At 40.7% G+C, this 24330-nt stretch carries 22 protein-coding genes; 15 read left to right on the forward strand and 7 right to left on the reverse strand.

All coding sequences use genetic code 11. The annotated features are described in order from the left end of the window. The first annotated feature begins 39 nt into the window (after positions 1 to 39). The 7 genes from V7K69_RS01980 (at position 40) to V7K69_RS02010 (ending at position 4708) form a co-directional block, all read left to right on the forward strand. The gene (locus tag V7K69_RS01980) at positions 40 to 771 is read left to right on the forward strand and encodes an ABC transporter ATP-binding protein (RefSeq protein ID WP_335031019.1); all 732 of its coding nucleotides are present in this window, start codon (positions 40 to 42) and stop codon (positions 769 to 771) included. A gap of 35 nt (positions 772 to 806) precedes the next feature. Then, entirely contained in the window at positions 807 to 1046 is a 240-nt protein-coding gene (locus tag V7K69_RS01985) for a type II toxin-antitoxin system Phd/YefM family antitoxin (RefSeq protein ID WP_118169736.1), read from the forward strand. After that, a complete protein-coding gene (locus tag V7K69_RS01990; protein WP_335030918.1) occupies positions 1043 to 1435 on the forward strand; it encodes a type II toxin-antitoxin system VapC family toxin in 393 nt (130 codons plus the stop codon). Before V7K69_RS01985 ends, V7K69_RS01990 begins: the two co-directional genes overlap by 4 nt. 34 nt (positions 1436 to 1469) lie before the next feature. Further along, on the forward strand, positions 1470 to 2033 hold the full coding sequence (locus V7K69_RS01995) for a Uma2 family endonuclease (RefSeq protein ID WP_335030920.1): 564 nt from the start codon (positions 1470 to 1472) through the stop codon (positions 2031 to 2033). 268 nt (positions 2034 to 2301) lie between these two features. Continuing rightward, entirely contained in the window at positions 2302 to 2949 is a 648-nt protein-coding gene (locus V7K69_RS02000) for a histidine phosphatase family protein (RefSeq protein WP_335030922.1), read from the forward strand. 85 nt (positions 2950 to 3034) lie between these two features. Then, positions 3035 to 4060 (forward strand): glucokinase, encoded by a 1026-nt coding sequence (locus tag V7K69_RS02005; protein ID WP_335030924.1) that lies wholly within the window; start codon positions 3035 to 3037, stop codon positions 4058 to 4060. Positions 4061 to 4105: 45 nt separating this feature from the next. Next, a complete protein-coding gene (locus V7K69_RS02010) occupies positions 4106 to 4708 on the forward strand; it encodes a hypothetical protein (protein WP_335030926.1) in 603 nt (200 codons plus the stop codon). Positions 4709 to 5191: 483 nt separating this feature from the next. On the opposite strand, the gene V7K69_RS02015 is transcribed toward V7K69_RS02010, so the two are convergent. Beyond that, positions 5192 to 5596: a DUF3775 domain-containing protein gene (locus tag V7K69_RS02015; protein WP_335030928.1), complete on the reverse strand. Its 405-nt coding sequence runs from the start codon at positions 5594 to 5596 to the stop codon at positions 5192 to 5194. Between the two features lie 519 nt (positions 5597 to 6115). Between V7K69_RS02015 and V7K69_RS02020 the strand changes: the two genes are divergently transcribed. Both V7K69_RS02020 and V7K69_RS02025 read left to right on the forward strand, forming a co-directional pair. After that, positions 6116 to 8428, forward strand: a complete 2313-nt coding sequence (locus tag V7K69_RS02020; protein WP_335031021.1) for an NACHT domain-containing protein — start codon at positions 6116 to 6118, stop codon at positions 8426 to 8428. A gap of 473 nt (positions 8429 to 8901) precedes the next feature. After that, positions 8902 to 9486, forward strand: a complete 585-nt coding sequence (locus V7K69_RS02025) for a response regulator (protein ID WP_335030930.1) — start codon at positions 8902 to 8904, stop codon at positions 9484 to 9486. 38 nt (positions 9487 to 9524) lie between these two features. Here the strand turns inward: V7K69_RS02025 and V7K69_RS02030 are convergent, their stop codons facing one another. Both V7K69_RS02030 and V7K69_RS02035 read right to left on the reverse strand, forming a co-directional pair. Beyond that, positions 9525 to 10742: an ABC transporter permease gene (locus tag V7K69_RS02030; RefSeq protein ID WP_335030932.1), complete on the reverse strand. Its 1218-nt coding sequence runs from the start codon at positions 10740 to 10742 to the stop codon at positions 9525 to 9527. Positions 10743 to 10752: 10 nt separating this feature from the next. Next, complete coding sequence (locus tag V7K69_RS02035) at positions 10753 to 12219, reverse strand: efflux RND transporter periplasmic adaptor subunit (protein ID WP_335030934.1); 1467 nt, start codon at positions 12217 to 12219, stop codon at positions 10753 to 10755. Positions 12220 to 12763: 544 nt separating this feature from the next. Between V7K69_RS02035 and V7K69_RS02040 the strand changes: the two genes are divergently transcribed. Beyond that, the gene (locus tag V7K69_RS02040; protein ID WP_335030936.1) at positions 12764 to 13897 is read left to right on the forward strand and encodes an SAM-dependent methyltransferase; all 1134 of its coding nucleotides are present in this window, start codon (positions 12764 to 12766) and stop codon (positions 13895 to 13897) included. A gap of 172 nt (positions 13898 to 14069) precedes the next feature. Here the strand turns inward: V7K69_RS02040 and V7K69_RS02045 are convergent, their stop codons facing one another. Continuing rightward, a complete protein-coding gene (locus V7K69_RS02045) occupies positions 14070 to 14975 on the reverse strand; it encodes an acyl-CoA desaturase (RefSeq protein WP_335030939.1) in 906 nt (301 codons plus the stop codon). A gap of 346 nt (positions 14976 to 15321) precedes the next feature. Between V7K69_RS02045 and trpS the strand changes: the two genes are divergently transcribed. The 3 genes from trpS (at position 15322) to V7K69_RS02060 (ending at position 18300) form a co-directional block, all read left to right on the forward strand. Next, positions 15322 to 16332, forward strand: a complete 1011-nt coding sequence (trpS, locus tag V7K69_RS02050) for a tryptophan--tRNA ligase (protein ID WP_335030941.1) — start codon at positions 15322 to 15324, stop codon at positions 16330 to 16332. Positions 16333 to 16390: 58 nt separating this feature from the next. Further along, positions 16391 to 17311 carry a methylenetetrahydrofolate reductase gene (locus V7K69_RS02055; protein ID WP_163933560.1) on the forward strand — a complete coding sequence of 307 codons (921 nt, stop codon included), beginning with the start codon at positions 16391 to 16393 and terminating at the stop codon, positions 17309 to 17311. Between the two features lie 128 nt (positions 17312 to 17439). After that, entirely contained in the window at positions 17440 to 18300 is an 861-nt protein-coding gene (locus tag V7K69_RS02060; protein ID WP_335030944.1) for an Rpn family recombination-promoting nuclease/putative transposase, read from the forward strand. 202 nt (positions 18301 to 18502) lie between these two features. Here the strand turns inward: V7K69_RS02060 and V7K69_RS02065 are convergent, their stop codons facing one another. The 3 genes from V7K69_RS02065 to V7K69_RS02075 form a co-directional block, all read right to left on the reverse strand. Next, on the reverse strand, positions 18503 to 18748 hold the full coding sequence (locus tag V7K69_RS02065) for a hypothetical protein (protein WP_335030946.1): 246 nt from the start codon (positions 18746 to 18748) through the stop codon (positions 18503 to 18505). A gap of 232 nt (positions 18749 to 18980) precedes the next feature. Further along, positions 18981 to 19535, reverse strand: a complete 555-nt coding sequence (locus V7K69_RS02070) for a phosphate-starvation-inducible PsiE family protein (protein ID WP_185580504.1) — start codon at positions 19533 to 19535, stop codon at positions 18981 to 18983. A gap of 81 nt (positions 19536 to 19616) precedes the next feature. Beyond that, a complete protein-coding gene (locus V7K69_RS02075) occupies positions 19617 to 20540 on the reverse strand; it encodes a tetratricopeptide repeat protein (protein WP_335030949.1) in 924 nt (307 codons plus the stop codon). Positions 20541 to 20996: 456 nt separating this feature from the next. Here V7K69_RS02075 and V7K69_RS02080 point away from each other — a divergent pair, with 456 nt between their 5' ends. Both V7K69_RS02080 and V7K69_RS02085 read left to right on the forward strand, forming a co-directional pair. Next, a complete protein-coding gene (locus tag V7K69_RS02080; protein WP_335030951.1) occupies positions 20997 to 23045 on the forward strand; it encodes an elongation factor G in 2049 nt (682 codons plus the stop codon). 278 nt (positions 23046 to 23323) lie between these two features. Beyond that, positions 23324 to 24220 carry an SPFH domain-containing protein gene (locus tag V7K69_RS02085; RefSeq protein ID WP_335030953.1) on the forward strand — a complete coding sequence of 299 codons (897 nt, stop codon included), beginning with the start codon at positions 23324 to 23326 and terminating at the stop codon, positions 24218 to 24220. Positions 24221 to 24330 lie beyond the last annotated feature (110 nt).

Here is a 24330-nt window from a genome sequence, read left to right on the forward strand (position 1 = left end):
GTATGTTAGGTTTTGAATCAACATTTCTCTAAACCGCCGATGAAAGCCGATAGTAAATTAAATTATACAATTTTAGAAGTTCAAGAACTTGATGTAAATTATGGCGGTATCCAAGCTTTAAAAAAGATTAATTTGATTATTCAAAAGGGCGAGGTAGTTACTCTCATTGGTGCTAATGGTGCTGGTAAAACTACTACACTCCGCGCCATATCTAAAGTAGTTAATCCTAAGAGTGGCGTAATTTTATATAATGGACATAATATTACTCGCCGCCAAACTCACGAGGTTGTACAACTTGGTATCGCCCATTGTCCTGAAGGACGTAGAGTATTAGCGCGGCAAACAGTATTTGACAATTTACTTTTGGGTGCTTATATTCGCTCCAATCAAGCTGAGATCAAAGCAGATATTCAGCGTCAATTTGAGCTATTTCCACGTTTGTCACAAAGACGCAATCAACTAGCAGGAACCCTCAGTGGTGGTGAACAACAAATGTTAGCGATCGCACGGGCTGTCATGAGTAAACCACAACTCTTACTTTTAGACGAGCCTAGCTTAGGTTTAGCACCTGCGATCGTCCGGGAAATCTTCTCGATTATTGAAAATCTCCGGGCTACAGGGGTAACTATTTTGTTAGTTGAACAAAACGCAAATTTGGCATTACAAATTGCCGATCGCGGTTATGTTTTGGAAGCGGGTTCTATAACTTTATCAGGCGCAGCATCAGAATTAATTAGTGATGAGCGAGTTAAAAAGGCTTATTTAGGGTGATGATTATAGTAGAGTAATAATCCAATAAATTTCTTATGAACTGGATTAGTGTCGATGAAATAAAACGTGACTTATTAGGCTATCTTCAGCGCGTTGAAGCTGGGGAAACTCTTGTAATTATACGTGGTGGAAAGCCAATTGCTGAAATTAAACCGACGGTAAAAGCACCTGATCTCTCTAGACCATTCGGACTCTGTGCAGGAGAGTTTATTGTACCCGATGATTTTGATGAACCACTGCCAGAGAATATTATAAGTGAGTTTGAGGGGAAATGAAACTCCTACTAGATACCCATATTTTCCTCTGGTTTATTAGTAGCGATCGCCGTTTGTCAAATACGTTTATAGAGATTATTCGTAATACTGATAATGATGTATATCTCAGTATAATTTCTATTTGGGAAGTAACCGTTAAGTATCAATTAGGCAAATTACCTTTGCCTCAATCACCTGAGATTTATCTGCCGATACAGCGTGAGCGGCATTTGATTACTAGTCTTCCTTTAACAGAGGATAGTGTTGTACAACTTAGCAAGCTTCCTAATATCCATCGCGATCCGTTTGACCGAATGTTAATTTGTCAAGCTTTGCAGCATGACCTTACTATTGTGACTGTCGATGATGCAATTCGTGCTTACCCAGTTAAAATTTTAAACGATACATAATTGTTGTATGTAAAAAATTAGGAAGTACAAGCAGATGGTAAAATCACCAACTAAACCCCTAACTTTAGAAGAGTTTTTAAAACTCCCAGAAACAAAACCTAGCTCAGAATACATCAACGGTCAAATTATTCAAAAGCCAATGCCACAGGGAAAGCATAGCAAATTACGGGGTGAGCTACTTAGTGCTATCAATGAAGTAGTTGAGAATCGAAAAATTGCCCTTGCTTTCCCAGAATTGCGCTGTATTTTTGGCGGACGTTCAATTGTCCCTGATGTAGCTGTGTTTGCTTGGGAACGGATTCCCTTAGATAAACGTGGAGAGGTAGCAAATGTTTTTCCCACGTATCCAGACTGGACAATTGAGATTCTTTCGCCAGATCAAAGCCAGACTAAAGTAACCGGAAATATTCTACATTGTTTAAAACATGGTAGTCGTTTAGGTTGGTTAATTGATCCAGGCGATCGCTCTGTTTTAATTTATTCACCAAAGCAGAAGCCAGAACTTTTACAAGAAGAACAAGAAATATTACAAGTTCCCGATTTATTTAGCGGCTTTCAGTTAACTGTAGGGCAACTATTTGGATGGTTAAAATTATAAGTAATTGTATATATTCATATATGAAAAATACGAAAAACTTATTATGAGTGGAACTAACTCTCTAGAGCTTTTAGTCGATATTGCTTTAGAGACTTGGCTAAAAAGGCTTTAACAAAAGCTACATTGACAGCACTTATAATTTTTACTTATTAATAGTATTATTAAATATTATTACGATTTTTGTCTTATATTAATATTTGCAGGCCTCCTTGCAGATATCTATATATTTGTTTAGCGGCGAATTCTATTCACCGGAATGATTAAACTTATGAGTCAAATAGTCTGGATAGCAAGACACGCTAACCGCCTCGATTTCGTAAACCCCGATTGGTTTCTCACCGCCGAACGACGCTACGATCCACCCTTGTCTGATGATGGTATGTTACAGGCACAACAGTTAGCTAGACGTTTGAAAAAAGAAAATATTGGTCATATTTTTGCTTCCCCTTTCCTGCGAACCGTGCAGACGGCAAACGCAGTCGCAGAAATGCTCAACTTGCCAATTAAACTTGAAACAGGTTTGAGTGAATGGCTAAATCCAGTTTGGATGACAGAAGAACCCGAAAGACTCTCAACTCCAGCATTAGCAAAGTTATTCCCCAGAATTGACACCAGCTACACTTCGCGCATCGCTGCCAAATATCCTGAAACTCACGAAAAAGTGCGAGAACGTTCTGGACAAACTGCGAGATGTTTAGCTACTGAGTTCTTCCCAGATGATATCCTGCTGATAGCACATGGTGCATCTGTGTTGGGGGGAGCAATGGGGCTAGTAGGGGAAATTGCCAAAACAGAAGTTAAGGCTTCTTTATGTTCCCTAGTTAAAGTGGTACGCGAAGATCCAGAATGGTTATTAGAACTAACGGGAGATACTTCCCATTTAACCCACATAGAAGAAGTTGTTCGATTTGCTTAAACCTTTGATAGAGATTTGCGTTCATGGCTTCTGGTAGGTTGGGTATGTCCTACAAAAAAAGTAATTTAATTCACCAATAAATTCTATGACTTTGTTACTAGCAGGAGACATCGGCGGTACGAAAACTATTCTGCAATTGGTTGAAACATCAGATTCATCAGCAATACATACTATTTATCAGGAAAGTTACCACAGTGCCGATTTTCCTGATTTAGTACCGATTGTGCAGCAGTTTTTGGCCAAAGCAAATACGTCAACACCAGAAAAGGCTTGTTTTGCGATCGCAGGCCCCATTGTCAAAAATACTGCCAAACTGACCAATTTAGCCTGGTTCCTAGATACCGAACGTTTAGAAGAAGAATTGGGTATCTCGCATATTTCTTTGATTAATGACTTCGCCGCCGTTGGCTATGGCATTTCAGGTTTACAAAAACAAGACTTGCTGACGTTGCAAGTTGGCAAACCTCAACCCGAAACCCCCATTGGAATTATTGGTGCTGGTACTGGCTTAGGGCAAGGGTTTTTAATTAAGCAGGGGAACCACTATCAAGTCTTTCCCTCAGAAGGAGGACACGCTGACTTTGCGCCTCGCAACGAGATCGAGTTTCAACTGTTGAGATACCTGTTGGGTAAACATGATATCCAGCGCGTTTCTGTAGAACGCGTGGTTTCTGGAATGGGAATTGTGGCAATTTATCAATTTCTGCGCGATCGCAAATTTGCCGCCGAATCACCAGATATCGCCCAAATCGTCAGAACTTGGGAACAAGAAGCCGGACAAGAAGAGAAAAGTGTTGATCCTGGTGCTGCTATTGGTGCAGCCGCACTAGAAAAACGCGATCGCCTCTCGGAACAAACTTTGCAATTATTTATAGAAGCTTACGGTGCAGAAGCCGGCAATCTCGCCCTGAAACTCCTACCTTATGGTGGTTTATACATTGCTGGTGGGATTGCGCCCAAAATTCTCCCCTTAATCCAAAATAGCGGTTTCTTATTAAACTTCACTCAAAAAGGCAGAATGCGCCGCCTCCTCGAAGAAATACCTGTGTATATTATCCTCAACCCGCAAGTGGGGCTAATAGGTGCTGCTTTATGCGCTGCTAGGTTATAACAGCTAGCATCATCAGTGAGATCAGCATCTCAAAAGGTAAAACTTATGACAGTTAAAAGTCTGTTGCCATTAATCGCCGCCACCTTTATCTGTGGTGGTTCTATTCTTGTGGAAGCGCGTCAACCTAAACCTCCGGCGGTTGTTGTCAAACCAACCGTCTCTAAAACCGTGCAGCCACAATGGAAGGTATACACCGCTCCCGATGGTCGCTTTACTATTTTGATGCCGGGAAGACCCAACAGAAATACCGAATTCCAAAAAACTTATATGGGGGAAATTACCTTAGAAATATTTGCCGCACAACCGCCAAAACAGGAAGTAGCATACATAGTTGTTTACAATGATTTTCCTTATAGTTATGGTAAAATAACCGACCCGCAAGCTGTACTGAACAATGCACGAGATATGGCTTTGAAGACTACGAAAAGCAATTTAATTAGTCAAAGAAATATTCGTAGTTATAATAATCATCCTGGCAAAGAAATTGAGTACATCAATTCTGGAGGAAAAATCACTAAAAGTAGAATGTATGTTGCGGAAGGAAGATTATATCAAGTCATGGCAATAACTACAAAAAAACAGCAGAAGACATTAGCTAAAACTATTACTGGGTATTTAAATTCCTTCAATTTAGTTTTGAAAAAGTGACTTGAAGAAGAATTCAGAAGCCAGAATCAAGATCCTCGATAGGGCAGCGATGCACTGAGTTTCGGCTACGCTCAACTACCGCTATTCAAAGTGTAATACAGAATTCATTCTGTTAGCGGATAGCTAAAGTTTAGCCCATTCTGACTCCTGAATTCTCTTTCGATAAAAATCTTGGATTTTCGCTAATAAGATTTTTCCATTGACTCCTAAATTCTGCTCTATTTTAATTATTTAATTTTTTTAGCTCATTTTATACAACTTATACACTACTCAACCACTTACTCAAACATGATTTCTAACGTTAGGATGTCATGATAAAAATTGTTTAGCAAAATTACACGTAACCAAGTGAAATAAATGGCTGATATAGGAATCCGGTTTGATTTTTGAAAAGATAGATAGTGCTGTGGCACAGCTAAAATACAATAGAGTTCAGATAAGACCAAAACACTTGTAGAGACTGCAACTTATCGTGTCTATTTTTTAGGATGAATAAAAGTTACAAATATCTAGTTTTTGAAGCCCATCTCGTAGATTTTTTGCTAAAAGGGGTTTTTCAATAATATAAATGCTTCTATAATTTTTAGGAATAAGCTCTACCAATTGTTTAACTAAATTTGGGAAGTCTTCTAACTGTCCATTTGATATACCTCGGCCAAGCCATATCAGAGCTATTAACTCTACTTTTTCTTCCTCTGAAAATTCATCAATATATTTATGTAGTATCTTGACTGAACATCTTCCTGTGATGTTGAAATCTTCTAAATAATTAGACATTTTATATATAAAACTTTCTGAATTTTTTGTCATCCCATGTTTTCTTGAAGTATAAACTAATTCAGCAATTTCAATAACTTTATATATTTTGTTAATTGATAATAAAATCATATTTTATAATATTAATTGAGTCCAATAACGCAAATCTAAGAATATAAATAACTTATAAAGTTGTGTTTATACAACTTTATAAGTGTTGCTGATTAAATATATTAATCTTGGTGTATGGACGTTCCATGCAACGTCTATACAAGGGTTTTGAAATCACACAAAATCATTTTCATATCTGAATTCAGCAACGCCACTTTCTAAATACAAAATATATATTTTGATGATATCTATGTAATGCAACTATGATTTGAAATCAAGCAAATGATTAGCAATTAGCCCTATAAGATTTAATTAAGTATTACAGACAAGTGTTTGAATTTAGGTATTATCAAATGTTTGAAATGTATAAGATAAATGTATAACGTTTGAATTTGATACAAAAATTTAAAAGTTTGAGAGCATACCCTGGGATTTTGTATAACTTTAAAGGAGTAAAATGCTAATATCACAACAAAAGCGATAAGATTGCAGATATTAATAAAAGTTAAAGTTAATGATTTGAGGAGCAGGTTTTGTCAGATGGTCAAGCGATCGCTCCAAGCATCACTCATCGGTATTGAACAGGCTAAAAGAGCATTTGCTCTCAAGGGGTGGACTCAAGACAATTTGTCAGCCGAAGTTAACCTCAAGACTAGACAACCGATTTGGCGATTTTTTAGTGGTCGTCCAGTTGAGCGTCATACTTTTATTGAAATTTGTTCTGTATTAGAACTGAATTGGCGGGAGATTGCTAGCAATCCACCGGCAGAATTCATGGAACTAGAAGAATACGGCCGGCCCCTGGTGCTGGATATTGATAGCTTGGTGGAAAAAGTGCGATCGCAACGCTTCGACAAAATTCAAGACCAGTGTGGGATTTTGCAGTTATTAGATATCAGCCGTCCCGTTGCGATCGATGACATATATATAGATGTGAATATTTTGGAGTCAATTGCCAGTCAACAGTGGTTAGAAATCACTGCGCTGCAAAACCTAGATCCCAAACAATTTGACCGTTTTGGCTTAGGTGATGCCGATCAAAACCAAATACCTGGTACACAGGCAGTTGAAACATACTCTAAGCTCAGGGTACTAGGCAAACCTGGAGTAGGTAAAACCACCTTTTTACAATATCTCGCCATTCAATGTAACCAAGGCACATTTGCAGGAAACTTAGTTCCGATCTTCATCACCCTGAGAAATTTTGCTGAAGAATCTAAAGTCACCAACGAGTTCAGCCTATTAAAATACATCCGCCAGGAGTTCCTCACATCTGGAATTTTCGATTCCTCAGCTATAGAAACTTTGCTAAATGCAGGCAGAGTCTTAATTTTGCTTGACGGTATGGATGAAATTCTTAACCAACAAAGCAATACTGTCTTAAGCGAAATTCGCAGGTTTTCAGACAATTATCACAAAAATCAGTTTGTGGCAGCCTGTCGAACAGCATCTCAAAAACTCAGACTCCGAGGCTTTACCGATGTTGAGATTGCCCCATTTACCTCAGAACAAATCATCGCCTTTGCTCAAAAATGGTTTGTGACATTTACCAAAACCAACATTCAAGACGGTCAAGCACTGTCTGTTCAGTTTATTGAGAAGTTAGACTTAGATGAAAACTGGCAATTTCGCCAACTTGTAGTTACACCCCTCTTTCTGCATCTTGCTTGCTGGGTATTTCACGGTCAAGAAAAATTTCCGACTAAGCGGACTGACTTTTATAAGCAAGGTTTAGACCTTCTATTGGGCAAATGGGATGAAGCCAAAGGCATTGAAAGGGATGAAGTTTACCGAGGGTTTTTATTACCACAAAAGCTCAAGTTATTGAGTCAGATTGCAGCAGCGACATTTGAGCAAGGTCAGTACTTTTTTGAGCAACGCATCGTTGAGCAATACATTGGTGACTATATTCAGAATCTGACCAAAGTACCAATGGATGCCGAAGAACTGCAAATAGAAAGCGAAGCAGCACTGAAAGCGATGGAGGCTCAACATGGGCTACTAGCAGAACGGGCGCGGGGAATTTTTTCCTTTTCCTATCTGGCATTTCAAGAATACTTCACAGCAAGAAAAATCGTTGCCAGCCATAATCTAGAGGCATTTGGGGAAGCTTTAGAAGGATTAGTTAGCCACATTACAGACCCGCATTGGCACGAAATTTTCTTGTTAACAGCTACTATGCTCCGAAGTGCAGACTCTTTAGTACAGTTGATGAAGCAACAGATTGATGCACTGGTTGCTCAAGACTCTTATTTACAAGAATTTTTGGCCTGGGCAAGCCAAAAATCTCGTACTATTCCCAGCCAACCAAAAGAGGCGACAACTCGAGCCTTTTACCTTGCCTTAAGTCGGACTCCTCACATAGCTTCTCACTTTGCCCTAGCCAGCAGCCTCGACCAGGGAATGTTTCTGGATACGGCTTTAGATGACCTACTGCTCGAATGTGCAATTGATGGGAGCCAGGACTTTGCCCACATCCACGCCTGTGGAGATGCTCTCTCAAACATTTTGGGTATAGTTCTGGATGTTGGACTTCATAAATCTCTGCAACAACTCTCTGACCAATTGCCAAGTTCTCGTCAAAATCAAGAACGGCTTAGGCTATGGGGGCAGACAAACTATTCAGCCTGGGCTGAACAGTTAAAGATGACAGTCATTAATTATCGCAACATTAACCACCAATGGCAGTTTAGCGATGAACAACAGCAAGTTTTGCAACGATACTACGATGCCAATAAGTTACTACTCGATTGTCTGCATAGCAATTGTGAAGTGACGGCTGCTATCAGGCAGGAAATTGAAGCCACCTTATTGTTACCTCAAAAGGAACTTGAGGACAGGGAATGGCAATAATCCTTTTGGTTAATTATGACGGTTCTTACTTCGATGCAATACAGTTTGAACATCACCCCGTATTTGAGTAAGGTAAATTCTCTCCTTCTTCATGCTAAGGAGAGGGATTGAGGGTGAGATTTATTACGTTTTATATCGTAGTTAATCAACTAACTTAGAAAATCAAACAATGCTTTGCGATATTACAGAAAGAAAGTTTTTCGGTTTGATTTATAGCAAAAATTCTTCTTTCGGTACTTTTCTTTGTTGACTACTCTTATATTGAGCCAGAATCTGCTTTTAGCTGTTTTCAATAGACTTCTTGCAGAAGTCGGGAAAATCTCTCTTGTAATGACCTATGCCCCATTTTCAACAAATGCACCTTTTGACCTAATACAGTAGAGACGCGTTAGGGTAGCCGAGTACGATTTCGCGTCTCTACTAAGGATTTTTCAGTCCACTTTGCACTTAAATCCCTCATCGCAGGTCTTGTTATGAATTTAATCAATGGCTTTTGCTTGGCGGCTGAGATACTCAAAAGTGTACAAGTACTCGTTGTAGACAATGATCGCGATAGTAGAGATTTGTACGCATTTGTACTCAAAGACCAGAGTACAAATGTGATTACTGCTGGTTCAGTAAAAGAAGCTTTAAAAATCCTGAGTTGGTTCACACCCAACATTATTGTCTGTGAAATTAGGTTTTTAGGTGAGAGTATTTATACGTTACTCAATACATTGACTGCAATGGAAGCAGATAATGGAAATCATATTCCAATCATTGTGACTTCAACATCTACCACAGGTACTCACGACCTAATTCCAAATGTAGAGTTTGAAGAATATTTACTTAAACCATTCGATCTTGACAAATTTGTTTCCCTAATTAGGAATCAAGTTGAGAAAGTTATGGCGAAAAATTCTTGCCCCAATTCAGTAGTTTTACCTCGATCAACCAAGAATTTTATGACTTTAAGGCGTGGGAGTGTAAAAATAGTCCACTATAGCGAAAGTTGTCGGTTAGTGATAAACCCCTTTAAAAAGGCTTGCTCCCATTCCCTCCTTTTTAACGAGGGTTAGGGAGGATCAAACCTTAAATCAAGCGTATTGCCCTATTATTAAGCACTTCTCAAAGCCACAATCGGGTCGAGTTTAGCAGCGCGACGGGCGGGAACAACACCAAAGAATAAACCAATACCACCAGAGACACCAACTGCCATAGTAATTGCTACAGGCGAAAGACTTGCTTCTAAGGGAGTCAAGGCTCCCACTAATAGAATGCCACTGATACCAACCGCAGTCCCAACTAAACCACCAGCTGCGGAAACTATTACTGCTTCAATAATGAACTGTAGCAAAATATCTTGCTCAGTTGCCCCGATCGCTTTTCTCAATCCGATTTCTTGGGTGCGTTCGGTGACGGAGACAAGCATAATATTCATAATGCCAATGCCGCCGACAAACAATGATATCCCCGCGATCGCTGCTAGCATAATTGTCAATGCACCTGTAATTTGACCGACAGTTTGCAAAGCATCCTTTTGAGAGCGGATAGTAAAGTCATCTTCACCATTAATTTTGTGCCGCAGACGCAGCAAATTAGTAATTTGAAATTCTGCTGCATCCACACTCTCTGAATTACGAGCCGCAGCCACAAAATAATCTAAGGCGATACCATAGGGAGAATTCTTTCCCACAAGTCGGTTTGCTGAGGTTGTGATTGGTATGAGCGCTGCATCATCATAATCTGCTCCCACGCTGGAACCTTTGGCTATTAATATCCCAATCACTTGAAAGCTAGTATTTCCAATTCGCAATTGCTGACCAATAGCGTTACTATTACCGAATAGTTTTTCTGCCAAGTCTCCACCTAAGACAACGACTTGGTTATTTCGCTTAATGTCTACCTCACTAAAAAATCTGCCTTTAGCAGTTTCAAAATCCCGCACTGATAAGAAGCTGGGAGTTGTACCAATGATGTTGACATCAGTGTTTCGGTTGCTATATGTAACTACCTGTCTCCTGTTTAACTCTGGCGCAACTCCTACTACTGTTGGTACTTGAGAAGCGATCGCTTCGGCATCTTGTAACACCAGAGTTTTTGGCACTTCAAAGGAGATACGCTGAGTTTCTCGATTACCTGGCAGTATAAACAGCACATTTGGCCCTAATGACTCTAGCTGTTTATTCACATATTTTTGCCCACCTTCACCAATACCAATCATGGCAATTACTGAGGCATTACCAATAACTATACCCAGCATGGTGAGGGTGCTACGCAGCTTGTTTGATAGCAGGGTTTTCCCCGCCATTTGGACACTTTCTAAAAAATTCATATCTTAAAAATTACGAATTATTCTTTTCTTTCGCCTTCTCGATTTTGTAGTCTTTGGGTGGATTAACAAAAACGCGATCGCCTTCTTTAACTCCCCCTAGTATCTGAGTTTGGTCTTGAATCTGTGCCCCAACTGTAATTTCGCGGAACTGGGGTTTATTGTTTGCATCTGGTACAAGTACACCAGTTTGACCTTTTTCAGTGACAATTGACACCGTTGGTAACACTAAGGCATTATTGACGCGATCGCCTAAAAAAGTCAGATCCACATTTAAGCCAGAACGCAGTTTATCTGTACCAGTATCAAGAGCAACCCGCACCTGGAAGGATGTCACACCTTGTTCCACCACTGCTTCTGGAGCAATTAGACGCACATGACCTTTAAAGACTTGATCGGGATAAGCATCAGCGACAATTTCCACTTGCTGTCCCGGTTTAATTCTGCCAATATCGGCTTCAGGAACTTGAGCTAATATTTCTAACCCACGTGCTACGGCGACAATTGAACTAGAAGTTGCCGATGCGCTAGTAGAAGCAGAAGTGGTGGGTGTGACAAAAGCACCTGGTTCTGCATATTTTTGCGTCACAATTCCCGAAAGTGGAGCGCGAATAATTGTATCTTCCAACTGCACTTGCACACCTTTCAATTGGGCTTCAGCACTGGCTACAGCCGCTTGGCGCTGGGCAATTTCCTCAGAACGAGTACCATCTTCTAACAGTACCAAGGCTGCCCGTGCTTCATTAACAGCTGCTTGACGTTGGTCGATTTCCTCAGTCCGACTACCACTTTGGACTAACGACAATCTTTTTTTAGCTTCTTCTAAATTCGCTCTAGCACTTTTGTCTTCGCTGAGAGCTTGATCGAATAATTGTTTTTTCTCTGCTCCCTGTTGATATAGATATTGATAACGCTTTACCTGTTCATTGGTGTAATTCACCTTTGCTTGAGCCGCATCCACTTGGGATTGAGATTGAGCAATCTCTTGGGGACGATTACCAGCCCTAGCTTGGGCTAGCTGGGCTTGAGCTTGTGCTAACCGCGCTTTTGCTTGAGCGATTTCTTGAGGACGACTACCAGCAAGGGCTTCGGCAAGTTGTGCTTGACTTTGGGCTAAGTTAGCACGATATTGACTCCTTTGAGCCTCAATACCTGCACTATCCATGCGGGCCAGGATTTGCCCTTGTTGAATGCGATCGCCTTGTTGTACATATAATTGCGATAGCACTCCGGGGTTCTTCGGACTAATATTTACGCTCTGAACTGGTACGACTTTACCGCTAGCTGTAATTCTCAATGTGACGTTTTTCGCCGCCACTGGCACAGTTAATTGAGCAATATCTTCTTTTGTCCCTTGATTTATCAGGGTGTAGGTTGTGATCGTACCAACAACCAAAACACCCCCTGTTATCAGCCCTATCAACCAGCGAAATGGATACTTAACTTTGCCAATAACAGGAATTTCTATGTGCGTAGCCATATCTAACAGCCTAATTAATCTTGCTTTATGGGAGTAGCCTGTAGTTAAAGGCCAAGTAAAAGAATGGAGAATTGTTAAAATTTTTCGATTAAATTTTGATTAATAAGCTAACAACTAGACGCATAATTAGCTTTATAGTTGCTTAATATTACTTCATCATAGGCGTTACATCTCTGTATGCCTTCACCTGAATGGGTGACTTTATACCATTTCTGTTTAAAATAGGTTGGGTGGAGTGGAGCGTAACCCAACATATATCAGAAGAGCGATCGCAACCAACTGCTATTAGAAACGGAAATGAGTTGAGCGAACAACACCCTGATGTCAAACAATTATGAGAAATAAACGCAGTTAATGCCAAGTTATAGGATGTTTGTCTTTACTATGCTTACCTTTTATCAAGTTAAAGTGGCATCAGGTGTGTTGGAGATAAATATTCCTAAATGTATGTTACAACTTCTTACGTTTTGGTCATAAAAAGCTAAAAAAATCTAATTATTGTACTCATATAGCATTAATTTCAATGCTTGTTAGGAGTATGAGTATGACTGCTAGTACCCTGCTGGAAGAAATAGAAAAGTATATCCCTATTGTGGGAGATATAAATATTAAGAGTCCATTTGCATACCAAGTAACTCGTGGGGCGGTTGAGGTAGTTAACACAGTCCAGATGGCAGTAGCAGAAGCTTATATCAACGGATTAGAAGTTCCTGATTCCGTTCTAGAATCGCTTTTCGATACCTGTATGCCAATTTTCTTCCAGTATTTTCCATCCCTCTTGGCACCGTATGAATGGGTATTAAAAGAAACTGATCATCTCGCCGAAGGTTCGCAGGAATTAATGAAAATTCAGTACGACTTGCCTCAAGCCATGCTGAATACTATGTTGGGGGACGGGAAACTCATTTATCCTAAGTACAGTATGGGATTGTGGGAAAAAGGAGCATTAAACCTTGAGCAATCCCAGATGCAGATGATTGATGATGTGATTGAAAAACTAGACATCAAGGATGGAGACAATATCTTAGACTTTGGGTGCGGGTGGGGATGTGTTCCTAATTACATTCTTTCTAAGTTCCCCAATGTCAAATTTACGGGTCTTAATTTGAGCCACGAGCAATGCGAATATATCCGCCGCAAAATGCAAGATCCTGAGAGTTATCTCAGTTCAGATCGATTTACTCTATATGAAGGTGATTTGAATAATGCAAATTTCGAGATAAAGTTTGATAAAATTCTCTCGATTGGTGTTTTTTGTCATGTTGGTAACTTAACAGCAGCCTTTAAAAAATTAGCTTCGTTTTTGAAGGATGATGGCAAAGTTTTAATTCACATTATCACAGTCCGCATCCCTAACAATATGTCTAGCGTTTACACCCACAAATATATTTTTCCACACGGTCGTTACTGGAATTACGATGCAGTTCCAAGTCATCAAGAAGACCTCAAAACAATTCAAAGATGGTATCTTAATGGCTCTAATTACTCTAAAACCCTAACTAACTGGTTACAAAATTTTGACGACAACCAGGCAACAATAAAAACATTAAACTATGGCATAGACTATGCCAAGTTTCGCCGGATATGGAGGTTTTATTTGATATGGTTTATTCGTAATTTTGCTAGTTGTGATGGAGAATATAATGGTAATGGTCAATTTTTAATGGTTCATGCTTAACCGGACAAAGCTAGTGTTTTCCCTCATCGGGGATGAACATCCTGCCCTTCCTTATTTAACTAGCTGAAGATGCTTTCTTCACAAAAACATCTTTAGCCAGTTAAATCCTTAGATTCTTGACTGAGACGGCAAGGAACAGACTTTTTTTCTGAGCCATCTGTCAACCAAAATATCAGACGGATATCTTTGCTTTTGCCTTGAACACTGAGTTTTGAAAGTTGCGGTTTCTGGCGCGAGCAATAAGTTCTGGTTCAGAAGGCACTCTAATCTTTGACGCTAGCTTGAGGAACTCAAGGATTTTAATGAACCAAAATGTTGGATCTGGAAGATAGGCAACCTGGCCTTCTCGCACGGTTATGCCATGCCGAGCTGACCACTGGAACGCGTGATGAAGATTATGCCAGCCTTCACCCAAGGTTAGAAATGCTACGAGCCAATGGTTCCGACTGTAATCATTGGTTATGAACGGTTGCTCGCCCAGTATGTGGCTGAGTGAATTGACGGTGGCGACACAGTGGAAAAGGACAGTCGTACTGAGGAAAAAAGCGCCGAGATATTCAACTCCACCAATGTAGTATGAGAACGCACCAAGAGCAAAGGTGGGAATGAAGTGCAAACGATCAACAATCTTCAAAACCACATTACTCTCAACATCTGTGGGAAGTTTTGAGGGAAAAAACTCTGGGGAGAATAACCATCCAGCTTGAGACCACCAGAATCCTTTGATCCCCTTGAAAGGCATATAGGGAGAATGAGGATCTTTTTCCTGATCTGAGTATTGATGATGCTCCATATGGTGAGCTTTCCACCAACTTGGCCCCATCTGTCCGGCTGAAGCAGCTACGATGCTTCCAACGCATAGAACTGAGGTTGGAGCCTGGTAGCTCTTGTGGGTGAGTAGCCTATGATAGATGCCAGTAGTTGCAAGCATTCGTATTACATATAACAACACGGCCCACAAGACAGCACCCCACGATAAGCCAGTAACAATAATCAGTAGTGATCCTAAATGACTCACCACGATCAAAGTAGGTCCTAATATGTAAGAAATAATAGTGAGATGAGAGTACTGCTTCATTAGTCTTCTAACGTCCTTAAGCTTCAAAATAAAAATTCACCACATCTTGGCCGCAGTTAAGCTTGCGGACAGCAGAACGCCCACCCTTGTCAGCGTTAGTACCTACACGCATATCTTGGCACAATTCGCTTGGAAGATGAAAAGCAGTTTCAAACCCAAGCAGTGGCAAAAAAGCATTGAAGAGTTTCTATAGCAATCGGATTTGAGTTAAAATCTCTAATCCCGTAACAGCGAGTTGACCTGGAAAATGTCAAAATTAAATGAGTTTTGCGTAGGCGCATTGGCGCAGCGTCTCGTAGAGAAGCGACTTTATTAGCGCAGATTTGAGATAACTTAGTTGAAATTTATGGGCAAGCAACGTGTTCTTTCTGGAGTTCAACCAACGGGCAATTACCATCTAGGTAACTACTTAGGAGCCATTCGCAACTGGGTAGAAGGTCAGAGTGAATACGAAAATTACCTCTTTGTGGCTGATTTGCACGCGATTACAGTACCACACGACCCAAGCCAGTTAGCAGCTGATACCTACACTCTTGCTGCTCTCTATCTAGCTTGTGGTCTTGATTTAAATCACTCCACCATCTTTGTACAATCTCACGTTTCAGCCCACAGTGAACTCACCTGGTTGCTCAACTGCATTACACCTCTAAACTGGCTGCAAGACATGATCCAGTTTAAGGAAAAAGCTGTTAAACAGGGAGAAAATGTGAGTGCGGGTTTGTTGGATTACCCAGTCTTGATGGCGGCTGATATTTTGCTTTACCAAGCGGATAAAGTACCAGTGGGTGAAGACCAAAAGCAACACTTGGAATTGACAAGGGATATTGCAGCTCGGTTAAATCACCAATTTGGTAAACCAGATCAGCCAGTTCTAAAGTTACCAGACCCTTTGATTCGTAAGGAAGGGGCAAGGGTGATGAGTTTAGCGGATGGTACACGCAAAATGTCGAAGTCCGATCCTTCGGAGTTAAGCCGAATCAGTTTGCTCGATTCACCCGAACAGATTCAATATAAGATTAAGCGTTGTAAAACCGATCCGATTCGTGGGCTGACTTTCGACGATCCAGCACGTCCAGAGTGTAATAATTTGTTGACACTGTATACATTGCTGTCTGGAAAGAGAAAGGAAGATGTAGCAGTTGAGTGCCAGGATATGGGCTGGGGACAATTCAAGCCATTATTGACGGATACAATTATTGAGTCCTTGAAACCAATCCAAGAAAAATATCAAGCGGTAACGGCAGATAAAAGCTATTTGGAGTCTGTATTGCGGGATGGAGGGGAAAAAGCTAGAGCGATCGCAAATCAAACTTTATCACAAGTAAAAGCTGCTTTAGGCTACTCGCTTCCTGTCTAAATTTTCGCTTTTAGGTGTGATTTGCTATACCATTTAAGAAATTGAAATTCTTAATTTTATGTATCACACCCATAGCCCCACAGCCTTTCGCAGAGCTGTACAAGCAGGTGAATTTCTAGTTACCGCCGAGGTAGCACCCCCGAAAGGGGGAAATCCAGCGCACATGATTCAAATGGCGGCGACTCTTAAGGGAAGGGTTCATGCTGTCAATGTTACTGATGGTAGCCGCGCCGTGTTAAGGATGTCTTCGTTACTCGCGTCGGTGATTTTGTCACAAAATGGTATAGAGCCGATCTGTCAAGTTGCTTGCCGCGATCGCAACCGCATTGCTTTACAAGCTGATTTAATGGGCGCTCATGCTTTAGGTATCCGTAATATTTTAGCTTTGACTGGCGACCCAGTAAAAGCAGGAGATCATCCAGATGCCAAAGCAGTGTTTGACTTAGAAGCGGTGCGACTGCTGCAACTAATTCGAAAGATGAATCAAGGCGTTGATTGCAACGAAAAACCTTTGACTGATGGAGCGCTAGATTTATTTGTTGGTGCAGCAGTAGATCCACAATGTAAAAGTTGGTCGGGTTTACAAAGTCGATTTGAACGCAAAATCGAAGCCGGAGCGCAGTTTTTTCAAAGTCAGTTGATTACCGATTTTGAACGCCTAGAAAAGTTTATGGATACCATTGCCTCTGGCTATAAAAAACCGATTTTGGCAGGAATTTTCTTGTTGAAATCGGCAAAAAATGCCCAGTTTATTAATAGATGTGTTCCGGGTGTCAATATTCCCCAACATATTATTGATAGATTGGCAAAAGCCAAAGAGCCTTTTGAGGAAGGGATAAAAATTGCAGCCGAACAAGTGCAGATAGCACGGCAATTGTGTCAAGGTGTCCATTTGATGGCAGTAAAGCGGGAAGATGCGATCGCACCAATTTTAGATTTGGCTGGGATTGCTCCAGTTAATCAATTGGTATCTAAGTAAATGAGATAATGGGTTTTTGAATTAAAGCAGATGATGGTTACTCTCTGCTTTTTTTCATGCGTAATCAGACGTGGATACACGATTTTTGATAAACTTTGAATATCCAATTTCCGCTTGACTAAATCCAAGTGCAAACTGACAAAATATTTTATAGCTTATTTCAATCTTTCCCTAGCATATTTTTTGCAATAATTGGCGATAATACTGTCAACGTCAACGCATATCAATTTGTTTCAGTCGAACTAAAAGAAACGGCTTTTAGGATTGATGGGGTATTCATGCCCACAACTGAAACCACAAATCAACCACTCTACTTTGTTGAAGTCCAGTTTCAATTAGACCCGACTTTTTATAGACGCTTCTTTGCCGAAATCTTTCTTTACTTACGTCAAAACGAATCAGTCAATTTTTGGCGTGCTGTCGTCATCTATCCACAACGAAGTTTAGATCCAAGCGATCAACTACCGTATCAATTGCTGCTAAACAGTTCCCAAGTGCAACGGATTTATCTAGATGAATTAGATACGGCGGAGAACTCACTTCAAGTTGCGATCGTTAAATTAATTATCGAAAGAGAAGAGACAGCTCTTGACAAAGGTAGAGAACTAATTTTACAAGCAAGGCAACAACTAGCAGATGAAACAACCAGGAAGCAAATTGTAGAATTGATAGAGACTATCCTGTTGTACAAATTTACCCGGTTAAGCCGAGAGGAGTTAGCAGAAATGTTGGGTATAGACGACGAATTCAAAAAAACAAGGATGTATCAATCTATCAAGCAAGATGGCTTGGAGGAAGGTAGACAGGAAGGTAGACAGGAAGGTAGACAGGAAGGTAGACAGGAAGGTAGACAGGAAGGTAGACAGGAAGCTAAGTTAGAAGCTATTCCCCGGTTGTTGGGATTGGGGTTGAGTGTTGAACAAGTGGCGGTGGCTCTTGATTTAACGATGGCGCAAGTACAGCAAGTAGCCCAGAATCAGTCTGGCTGATAGTGGGCGATTGTCTGAGTATTGCGCTTTATCTCTGGAAATACTGTGCTATATATTTCTTAAGCAAAGTGTGCAAGATATCAGTTAATAAAGTTTTTTACGTAAAGTGCGTAGGCGTAGCCCGTCGTAGACATCGCCTCTTTTTTATTTAGTTTTACTAAAGCAGAAGCGATATCTACGCCTATGCAGTTAAAAACCTGGGTTACATTTTACCGTGTTGCATCACTTCTTGTAGATGTTGGCGAACCTCTTGTGCTTGCTCAATATCAGATTGCCGTAATTTCTGGAACAACTCTACACAAGGCTGAGAACCTACTTGCTCTGCATCTTTGATGTAGCTATCATAAGCTTTAATGGCTTCAGCTTTGTTGTGCAAAACGGTGACAAAATCATATTCCAAGTCGCTAATCGCTGTTTGAGACTGTCCATTACCTGTATTTGTAGCCATTGCTTGATCCTCTTTTAGAATTTCTAATTAACTTTATACTCACCCTTAAAGAGCGATTCATCTTCCAAAAAGAGTATATTTCAATACGTCAGAAGTACCTTGCAAAAGTAGGTTATACCATTTTAGATTTTAGATCCATCTAAGTTACTAATACAGCGTCAAGCAAAGGAGTGGGGAGAGACGCGATTAATCGTGTCTCTCCCCACTCCCTACTCCCTATTTTCATCAAAATTTAGCCAAGCGGTTTGTTTTCATCACATTGACGTGAATACTGGAATTCCAAATCATTTTGCCGTTCCCTACCTCCTCTATACACAACCGGACAAAGCTTAGTATTAGCGCTCATACAATCCATGTGTGGAGTTTTAGCGCAGACTACAAGTAGTCCACCCAAAACAAATAACAAACCACAAATTGCAAGCGTATTAACCCAGGAAATTTCCAGCGCTCCATGAACTACTATTTCTCGTAGTAGAGATACAATTGTTACTTCAACGGCTACTCCCACAGAGATACTATGTTCTTGCAAGTAGACCATTAATAGCCGAAATAACTCGACTAAAATTAACACAAATAGTATTTTTGCAGTCACGTGTTTATAGTCTAGTGGCTGCGTGAGGGCGATAGCTATCCCCCACAATTGGATCAGCATGACGGCAAATAAACCTAAACACAAGACAATCACAATCAAGTCTTGAAAGGCTTCCATGTTGCGAACAATTGAGTGCCGATCAAGCCAGCGATCGCTAAATAAAAATCGACTTTTCTGGCGCTTTTGCATGTACATTTTTCCAATCGGGACAAGTTCAGACAACACCAGCGAGTCAACCCAATAGTTTTATGTTATGCAATATTAAGCTTTTGCGCCTCAGCGAGGTTGGTGATTTAAATTTTGTGCCTGTTGCAACAATTGCTCGGCATTTTTCGTCCATTGAGGATTCTTCTGAGCATTATATAAATCTCTAGCAAATTGGAATACTTGTACGGCATCTCCATATTGCTTTAACTGCATAAAAACTAATCCTGCACCATAATAAGCGTTGGGATAGTTAGAGTTAGCTTCAGCTGATTTTCTAAAAGCCTCTAATGCTTCTTGTAACTTGCCTTGTTGAAACCAAATTGAGCCGAGATTGTAGTAAGCTTCTGGATATTTCGGATTAATTTTTACTGCCTGATTAAAGGCATCTCTTGCTTGATCGAGCTTACCTTTTTGTAGATAACACATCCCTATATGGTAAGGAGGTTCTGGTGCATTTTTGCTATATTCTATGGCTTTTTTAAAAGATGCGATCGCTTTCTCACAATCTCCTTGCTGCTCTCGTACTAACCCAAAGTTATAGTGGGCAAATCCCAGTTTGGGATCGAGTTCTAAGGCTCGTTGCAAATAATCGTTAGCTAACTGTAAATTATTGCCTTCTAACAACGCACCACCTAAATTAGCAAAAGCTGGAGCAAACTTAGGATCGGCTTGCGTTGCTCGATAAAATGCGTCCGCAGAGGGTTGTAATTGTCCTGTTTGTCGGTATGCTAGCCCTAAATTATAGTACGCTGGTGCTAATGTTGGATCTAACTTGGCTGCTTGTTTAAAGGCTGCGATCGCATCTTGTACTTTACCCGCCTGAATTGCCTGCAAACCTTGGTTTAACCAGTCTATGGCTGTTTTTCCATTAGATTGTGCCAGCTTTGAAGGGATAGACCCAGAGAGAGAAAGAGAAGGGGAGGGAATGCTAACAACCAACAAAGTCAAACTGACTAACCCTGCTATGGGATATTTAGAAAATGATAATCTCATTGATTTTCTGATTCGCAACACTTTCAGTTAAATTTACTTCATAAAAAGTTATTTACAAAAATTTTAGATTCGCTATTAATCTTTACTAAGATTAACTTTTATTAAGCTAAATCTTACAACAGGCTACAATTTTTTTAACTTTCGATTAAAAGAAGGATAATAACAAATTAAAGAAGGGTAATTTTGACTCCAGATAACAATTTTTATCAAATAGAATTCAGGAGTCAGGAGCCAGAATAATGCCTCCGGCACGCTCCGCGAACAGAATGAATTCTGTACAACTGGCGGATTAATAAATTCGGTTTAAGACGCTCGCGGACTAGCTACTGTCAAGATTTATGAATCCTGTTAGCAGATAGCTAAGGTTTAGCCCATTCAGAATAGCTGGATTCTTCTTCAACCATTGATATATACGGAATCATGCGGTTATAAAAGACTTACCGCAAGGAGGATTTTATGAACGAAAAAGTAAAATCGGGTTCGCGGAATGTTGCAATTGTCGGGCCTTATTTAAGTGGAAAAACTACTTTACTAGAAAGCTTGTTATTTGTCACAGGGGCAATTTCTCGTAAAGGCAGCATTAAAGACAGCAATACAGTGGGAGATAGTGCTGCCGAGTCGCGCGATCGCCACATGAGTGTAGAAGTCAGCGCCGCTAGCACTGAGTATAACGGCATTTGCTTCACTTTTATTGACTGTCCGGGAAGCGTAGAATTTGCCCAAGAAACGTACAACGCTTTAATCGGAGTGGATGCGGCAATTGTAGTTTGCGAACCCATCCGCGAACGAGTCCTCACCCTCGCCCCTCTATTTAAATTTCTGGACGATTGGGAAATTCCCCACCTCGTCTTCGTCAACAAAATGGATCGGGCAAATATTCACGTTTTAGAAACATTACACGCCCTCAAAGCAGTATCTAGCCGTCCCCTGGTAGCACATCAATATCCCATCATGAACGGGGAACAACTCACCGGCTTTATCGATATGGTCAGTGAACAGGCATATAAATATCATCCAGGCGCACCTGCTGACCCCATTCCCTTCCCCGAAAATTTAAAAGAAGAAGAACATGAAGCACGGGCAGAAATGCTCGAAGCCCTAGCAAATTTTGACGATCATTTACTCGAAGAACTTTTAGAAGATATCGAACCACCCCAAGAGGAAATCCTCAAAGATTTAAAAATGGAATTAGGGGCAGATTTAGTAGTCCCCGTTTTCTTTGGTGTGGCAGAACAAGATTATGGTGTTAGACCTTTATTAGAAGCCTTGTTACGGGAAGCACCTGAACCAGAAACTACAGCAGAACGCCGTTTAAAAAACTTAAAAGGTGATACACCTCTAGCGCAGGTATTAAAAACTTACTACACTCCCCAAGGTGGCAAACTTTCTCTCGTGCGTGTTTGGCGGGGTAAATTAACTGATGGCATTGTCCTCAATGGCATTCGTAGTGGTGGAATTTACCGCCTTATGGGACAACAACAGCAGTTTGTTAACCAAGCTAATGCTGGTGAAATTGTTGCATTGAGCCGTTTAGAAGGAATCAAAACAGGCGATACAATCTCTATCGAACAACAGTCTGCAATAGAATTACCCAAAGCCGCACAGTTGGAACCTGTGTATGCCCTCGCCATTACACCAGAAAAGCGCAACGATGAAGTGAAACTCAGTAGTGCCATTACCAAGTTATTAGAAGAAGACTGTTCACTTGCTTGGGAACAACACGGCGATACTCACGAAGTAATTCTGTGGGGTCAAGGTGAGATTCATTTACAAGTTACCTTAGACAGACTGCGCCGCAAATATAATTTGCCGATGACAACCCATTTGCCGCAAGTGCCTTACAAAGAAACCATTCGCAAAACAGTGGCTTCAGTTCATGGTCGCTATAAGCACCAAAGTGGTGGTCATGGACAGTTTGGTGATGTTTTTCTCGACATCAAGCCTTTACCACGCGGTACAGGTTTCAACTTTAATGAAACCATTGTCGGCGGCGTGGTTCCTAAACAGTACATTCCTGGGGTGGAAATGGGCGTGCGGGAATTTCTCACACATGGGCCTTTGGGCTTCCCAATTGTCGATTTGGCGGTAACTCTGACTAATGGTTCGTATCACAACGTTGATAGTTCTGAACAAGCCTTTAAGCAAGCTGCGCGATTAGCAATGCAAACGGGGATACCTCAAGCAGAACCTACCCTGTTAGAACCAATTCTGCGCGTGGAAGTGACTACACCGAGCGAATTTACCTCCAAGGTGCTGCAACTGTTGAGTGGTAGACGGGGGCAAATTTTAGGCTATGAAGGTAGAAATGATTGGCAAGGCTGGGATAATGTTTCGGCATACTTGCCACAAGCAGAGATGCAAAACTTTATTGTAGAACTGCGATCGCTCACTCTCGGCGTTGGTTCCTTCCACTGGGAATATGACCATCTCCAGGAAGTGCCGGAAAAACTCGCTGAACGCGTCATTCACAGCAATGGCAATGGTGGTAACGGCAACGGCAAGTAATTTTGAATTTATCTGAAATCAAAGCCCTGCACTTAAATATGTGGGGCTTTTTATTAATGAATATTTAATACGCTTTCAACGTTATCCTAACAATCTGGGATGCCATCAAGAGTAATGAGTTAAAAGGGGTATCAACCTTCTCAATGACAAAAGAGTTCTGCCCACAATAAACGGTGCAAAGCAAAATTATAGCTTGCTACCCTTGAGAGAAAGTTTCATAAAAGCATTTGGGAATTATGTGATTAAGTATATCCGTCTTAACCACACACAAAAAAATCATGGGCTTTATAATCTCTCTTCTAACTAGCCTGATTGGAATCCTCATTTATCTCAATACAGGTAGGATCTCTGGCGAAAAGTCACGTTTAGCAATACGCACAATTACGATATTGATTAGCAGTATTGCAATACTGAATTCTATTTCTAGGCTTTTGGTGATTGTCCCACCAGGCAATATTGGTGTCGTCAACTTATTTGGTGAGATTTCCGAAAGTACTCTTAATCCTGGTGTCCACTTTTTGAACCCTTTTAACAAAGTGCTGAATTTTTCCACTCGCATTAAGGATGTGAAAGAAAACATAGATGTAACAACCCAAGAAGGTTTGAGTTTAAATCTTGATGTCAGTCTTCAGTACAAGCTCGATCCCCAGAAAGCAGCTACAGTATATAAAACCATTGGAACTGATGAAACACAACTGGTAATTTCCAGATTCCGCTCTACTGTTCGCGCTATCACGGCAAACTACCCAGCCAGTGCGATTTACTCTACCAAACGTCAAGAAATCGCCCAAAAAATTGACCAACAACTCACGCAAGAGATACCCACTTTGGGTTTCATCGTTGAGGAAGCTCTTTTACGAAACGTCAAAATGCCTGATACTTTACAAGCGGCAATTCAAAACAAACTCAAGACAGAGCAAGAAAACCAGCAGATGAAATTTGTTTTAGAGAAAGAGCGTCAAGAGGCAGAACGAAAGCGTATTGAAGCTCAAGGCATAGCTGATTCTCAAAAAATTATCTCTGGTGGACTTACCAACCAGGTGCTACAATTACGAGCGATTGAAGCGACAGAAAAGCTAGCTCAATCAAATAATTCTAAAATTGTGATTATTGGTTCTGAAAAAGGTGGAGCGCCTATTTTGATCCAGCCAGAAGCAGGAACTTCAAAGCCCTAAAATTTTCTGATTAGCGTAGGCGTAGCCCGCCGCAGGCATCGCTGCGGCGTTGCTTCCTCCTACATATCTCTCTTTCGTATCCCTCCTTCCTACTGCCTGAATGATACAGT

Origin of the sequence: Nostoc sp. (assembly GCF_036917775.1) — a bacterium.
In the GTDB taxonomy this organism is placed as follows: Bacteria; Cyanobacteriota; Cyanobacteriia; order Cyanobacteriales; family Nostocaceae; genus Nostoc.

Excerpts from the sequence above, each read along its gene's own strand:
- V7K69_RS01980 (WP_335031019.1), top strand. The coding sequence starts at position 40 with ATGAAAGCCGATAGTAAATTAAATTATACAATTTTAGAAGTTCAAGAA.
- V7K69_RS01985 (WP_118169736.1), top strand. The coding sequence starts at position 807 with ATGAACTGGATTAGTGTCGATGAAATAAAACGTGACTTATTAGGCTAT.
- V7K69_RS01990 (WP_335030918.1), top strand. The coding sequence starts at position 1,043 with ATGAAACTCCTACTAGATACCCATATTTTCCTCTGGTTTATTAGTAGC.
- V7K69_RS01995 (WP_335030920.1), top strand. The coding sequence starts at position 1,470 with ATGGTAAAATCACCAACTAAACCCCTAACTTTAGAAGAGTTTTTAAAA.
- V7K69_RS02000 (WP_335030922.1), top strand. The coding sequence starts at position 2,302 with ATGAGTCAAATAGTCTGGATAGCAAGACACGCTAACCGCCTCGATTTC.
- V7K69_RS02005 (WP_335030924.1), top strand. The coding sequence starts at position 3,035 with ATGACTTTGTTACTAGCAGGAGACATCGGCGGTACGAAAACTATTCTG.
- V7K69_RS02010 (WP_335030926.1), top strand. The coding sequence starts at position 4,106 with ATGACAGTTAAAAGTCTGTTGCCATTAATCGCCGCCACCTTTATCTGT.
- V7K69_RS02015 (WP_335030928.1), bottom strand. The coding sequence starts at position 5,596 with ATGATTTTATTATCAATTAACAAAATATATAAAGTTATTGAAATTGCT.
- V7K69_RS02020 (WP_335031021.1), top strand. The coding sequence starts at position 6,116 with ATGGTCAAGCGATCGCTCCAAGCATCACTCATCGGTATTGAACAGGCT.
- V7K69_RS02025 (WP_335030930.1), top strand. The coding sequence starts at position 8,902 with ATGAATTTAATCAATGGCTTTTGCTTGGCGGCTGAGATACTCAAAAGT.
- V7K69_RS02030 (WP_335030932.1), bottom strand. The coding sequence starts at position 10,742 with ATGAATTTTTTAGAAAGTGTCCAAATGGCGGGGAAAACCCTGCTATCA.
- V7K69_RS02035 (WP_335030934.1), bottom strand. The coding sequence starts at position 12,219 with ATGGCTACGCACATAGAAATTCCTGTTATTGGCAAAGTTAAGTATCCA.
- V7K69_RS02040 (WP_335030936.1), top strand. The coding sequence starts at position 12,764 with ATGACTGCTAGTACCCTGCTGGAAGAAATAGAAAAGTATATCCCTATT.
- V7K69_RS02045 (WP_335030939.1), bottom strand. The coding sequence starts at position 14,975 with ATGAAGCAGTACTCTCATCTCACTATTATTTCTTACATATTAGGACCT.
- trpS (WP_335030941.1), top strand. The coding sequence starts at position 15,322 with ATGGGCAAGCAACGTGTTCTTTCTGGAGTTCAACCAACGGGCAATTAC.
- V7K69_RS02055 (WP_163933560.1), top strand. The coding sequence starts at position 16,391 with ATGTATCACACCCATAGCCCCACAGCCTTTCGCAGAGCTGTACAAGCA.
- V7K69_RS02065 (WP_335030946.1), bottom strand. The coding sequence starts at position 18,748 with ATGGCTACAAATACAGGTAATGGACAGTCTCAAACAGCGATTAGCGAC.
- V7K69_RS02070 (WP_185580504.1), bottom strand. The coding sequence starts at position 19,535 with ATGTACATGCAAAAGCGCCAGAAAAGTCGATTTTTATTTAGCGATCGC.
- V7K69_RS02075 (WP_335030949.1), bottom strand. The coding sequence starts at position 20,540 with ATGAGATTATCATTTTCTAAATATCCCATAGCAGGGTTAGTCAGTTTG.
- V7K69_RS02080 (WP_335030951.1), top strand. The coding sequence starts at position 20,997 with ATGAACGAAAAAGTAAAATCGGGTTCGCGGAATGTTGCAATTGTCGGG.
- V7K69_RS02085 (WP_335030953.1), top strand. The coding sequence starts at position 23,324 with ATGGGCTTTATAATCTCTCTTCTAACTAGCCTGATTGGAATCCTCATT.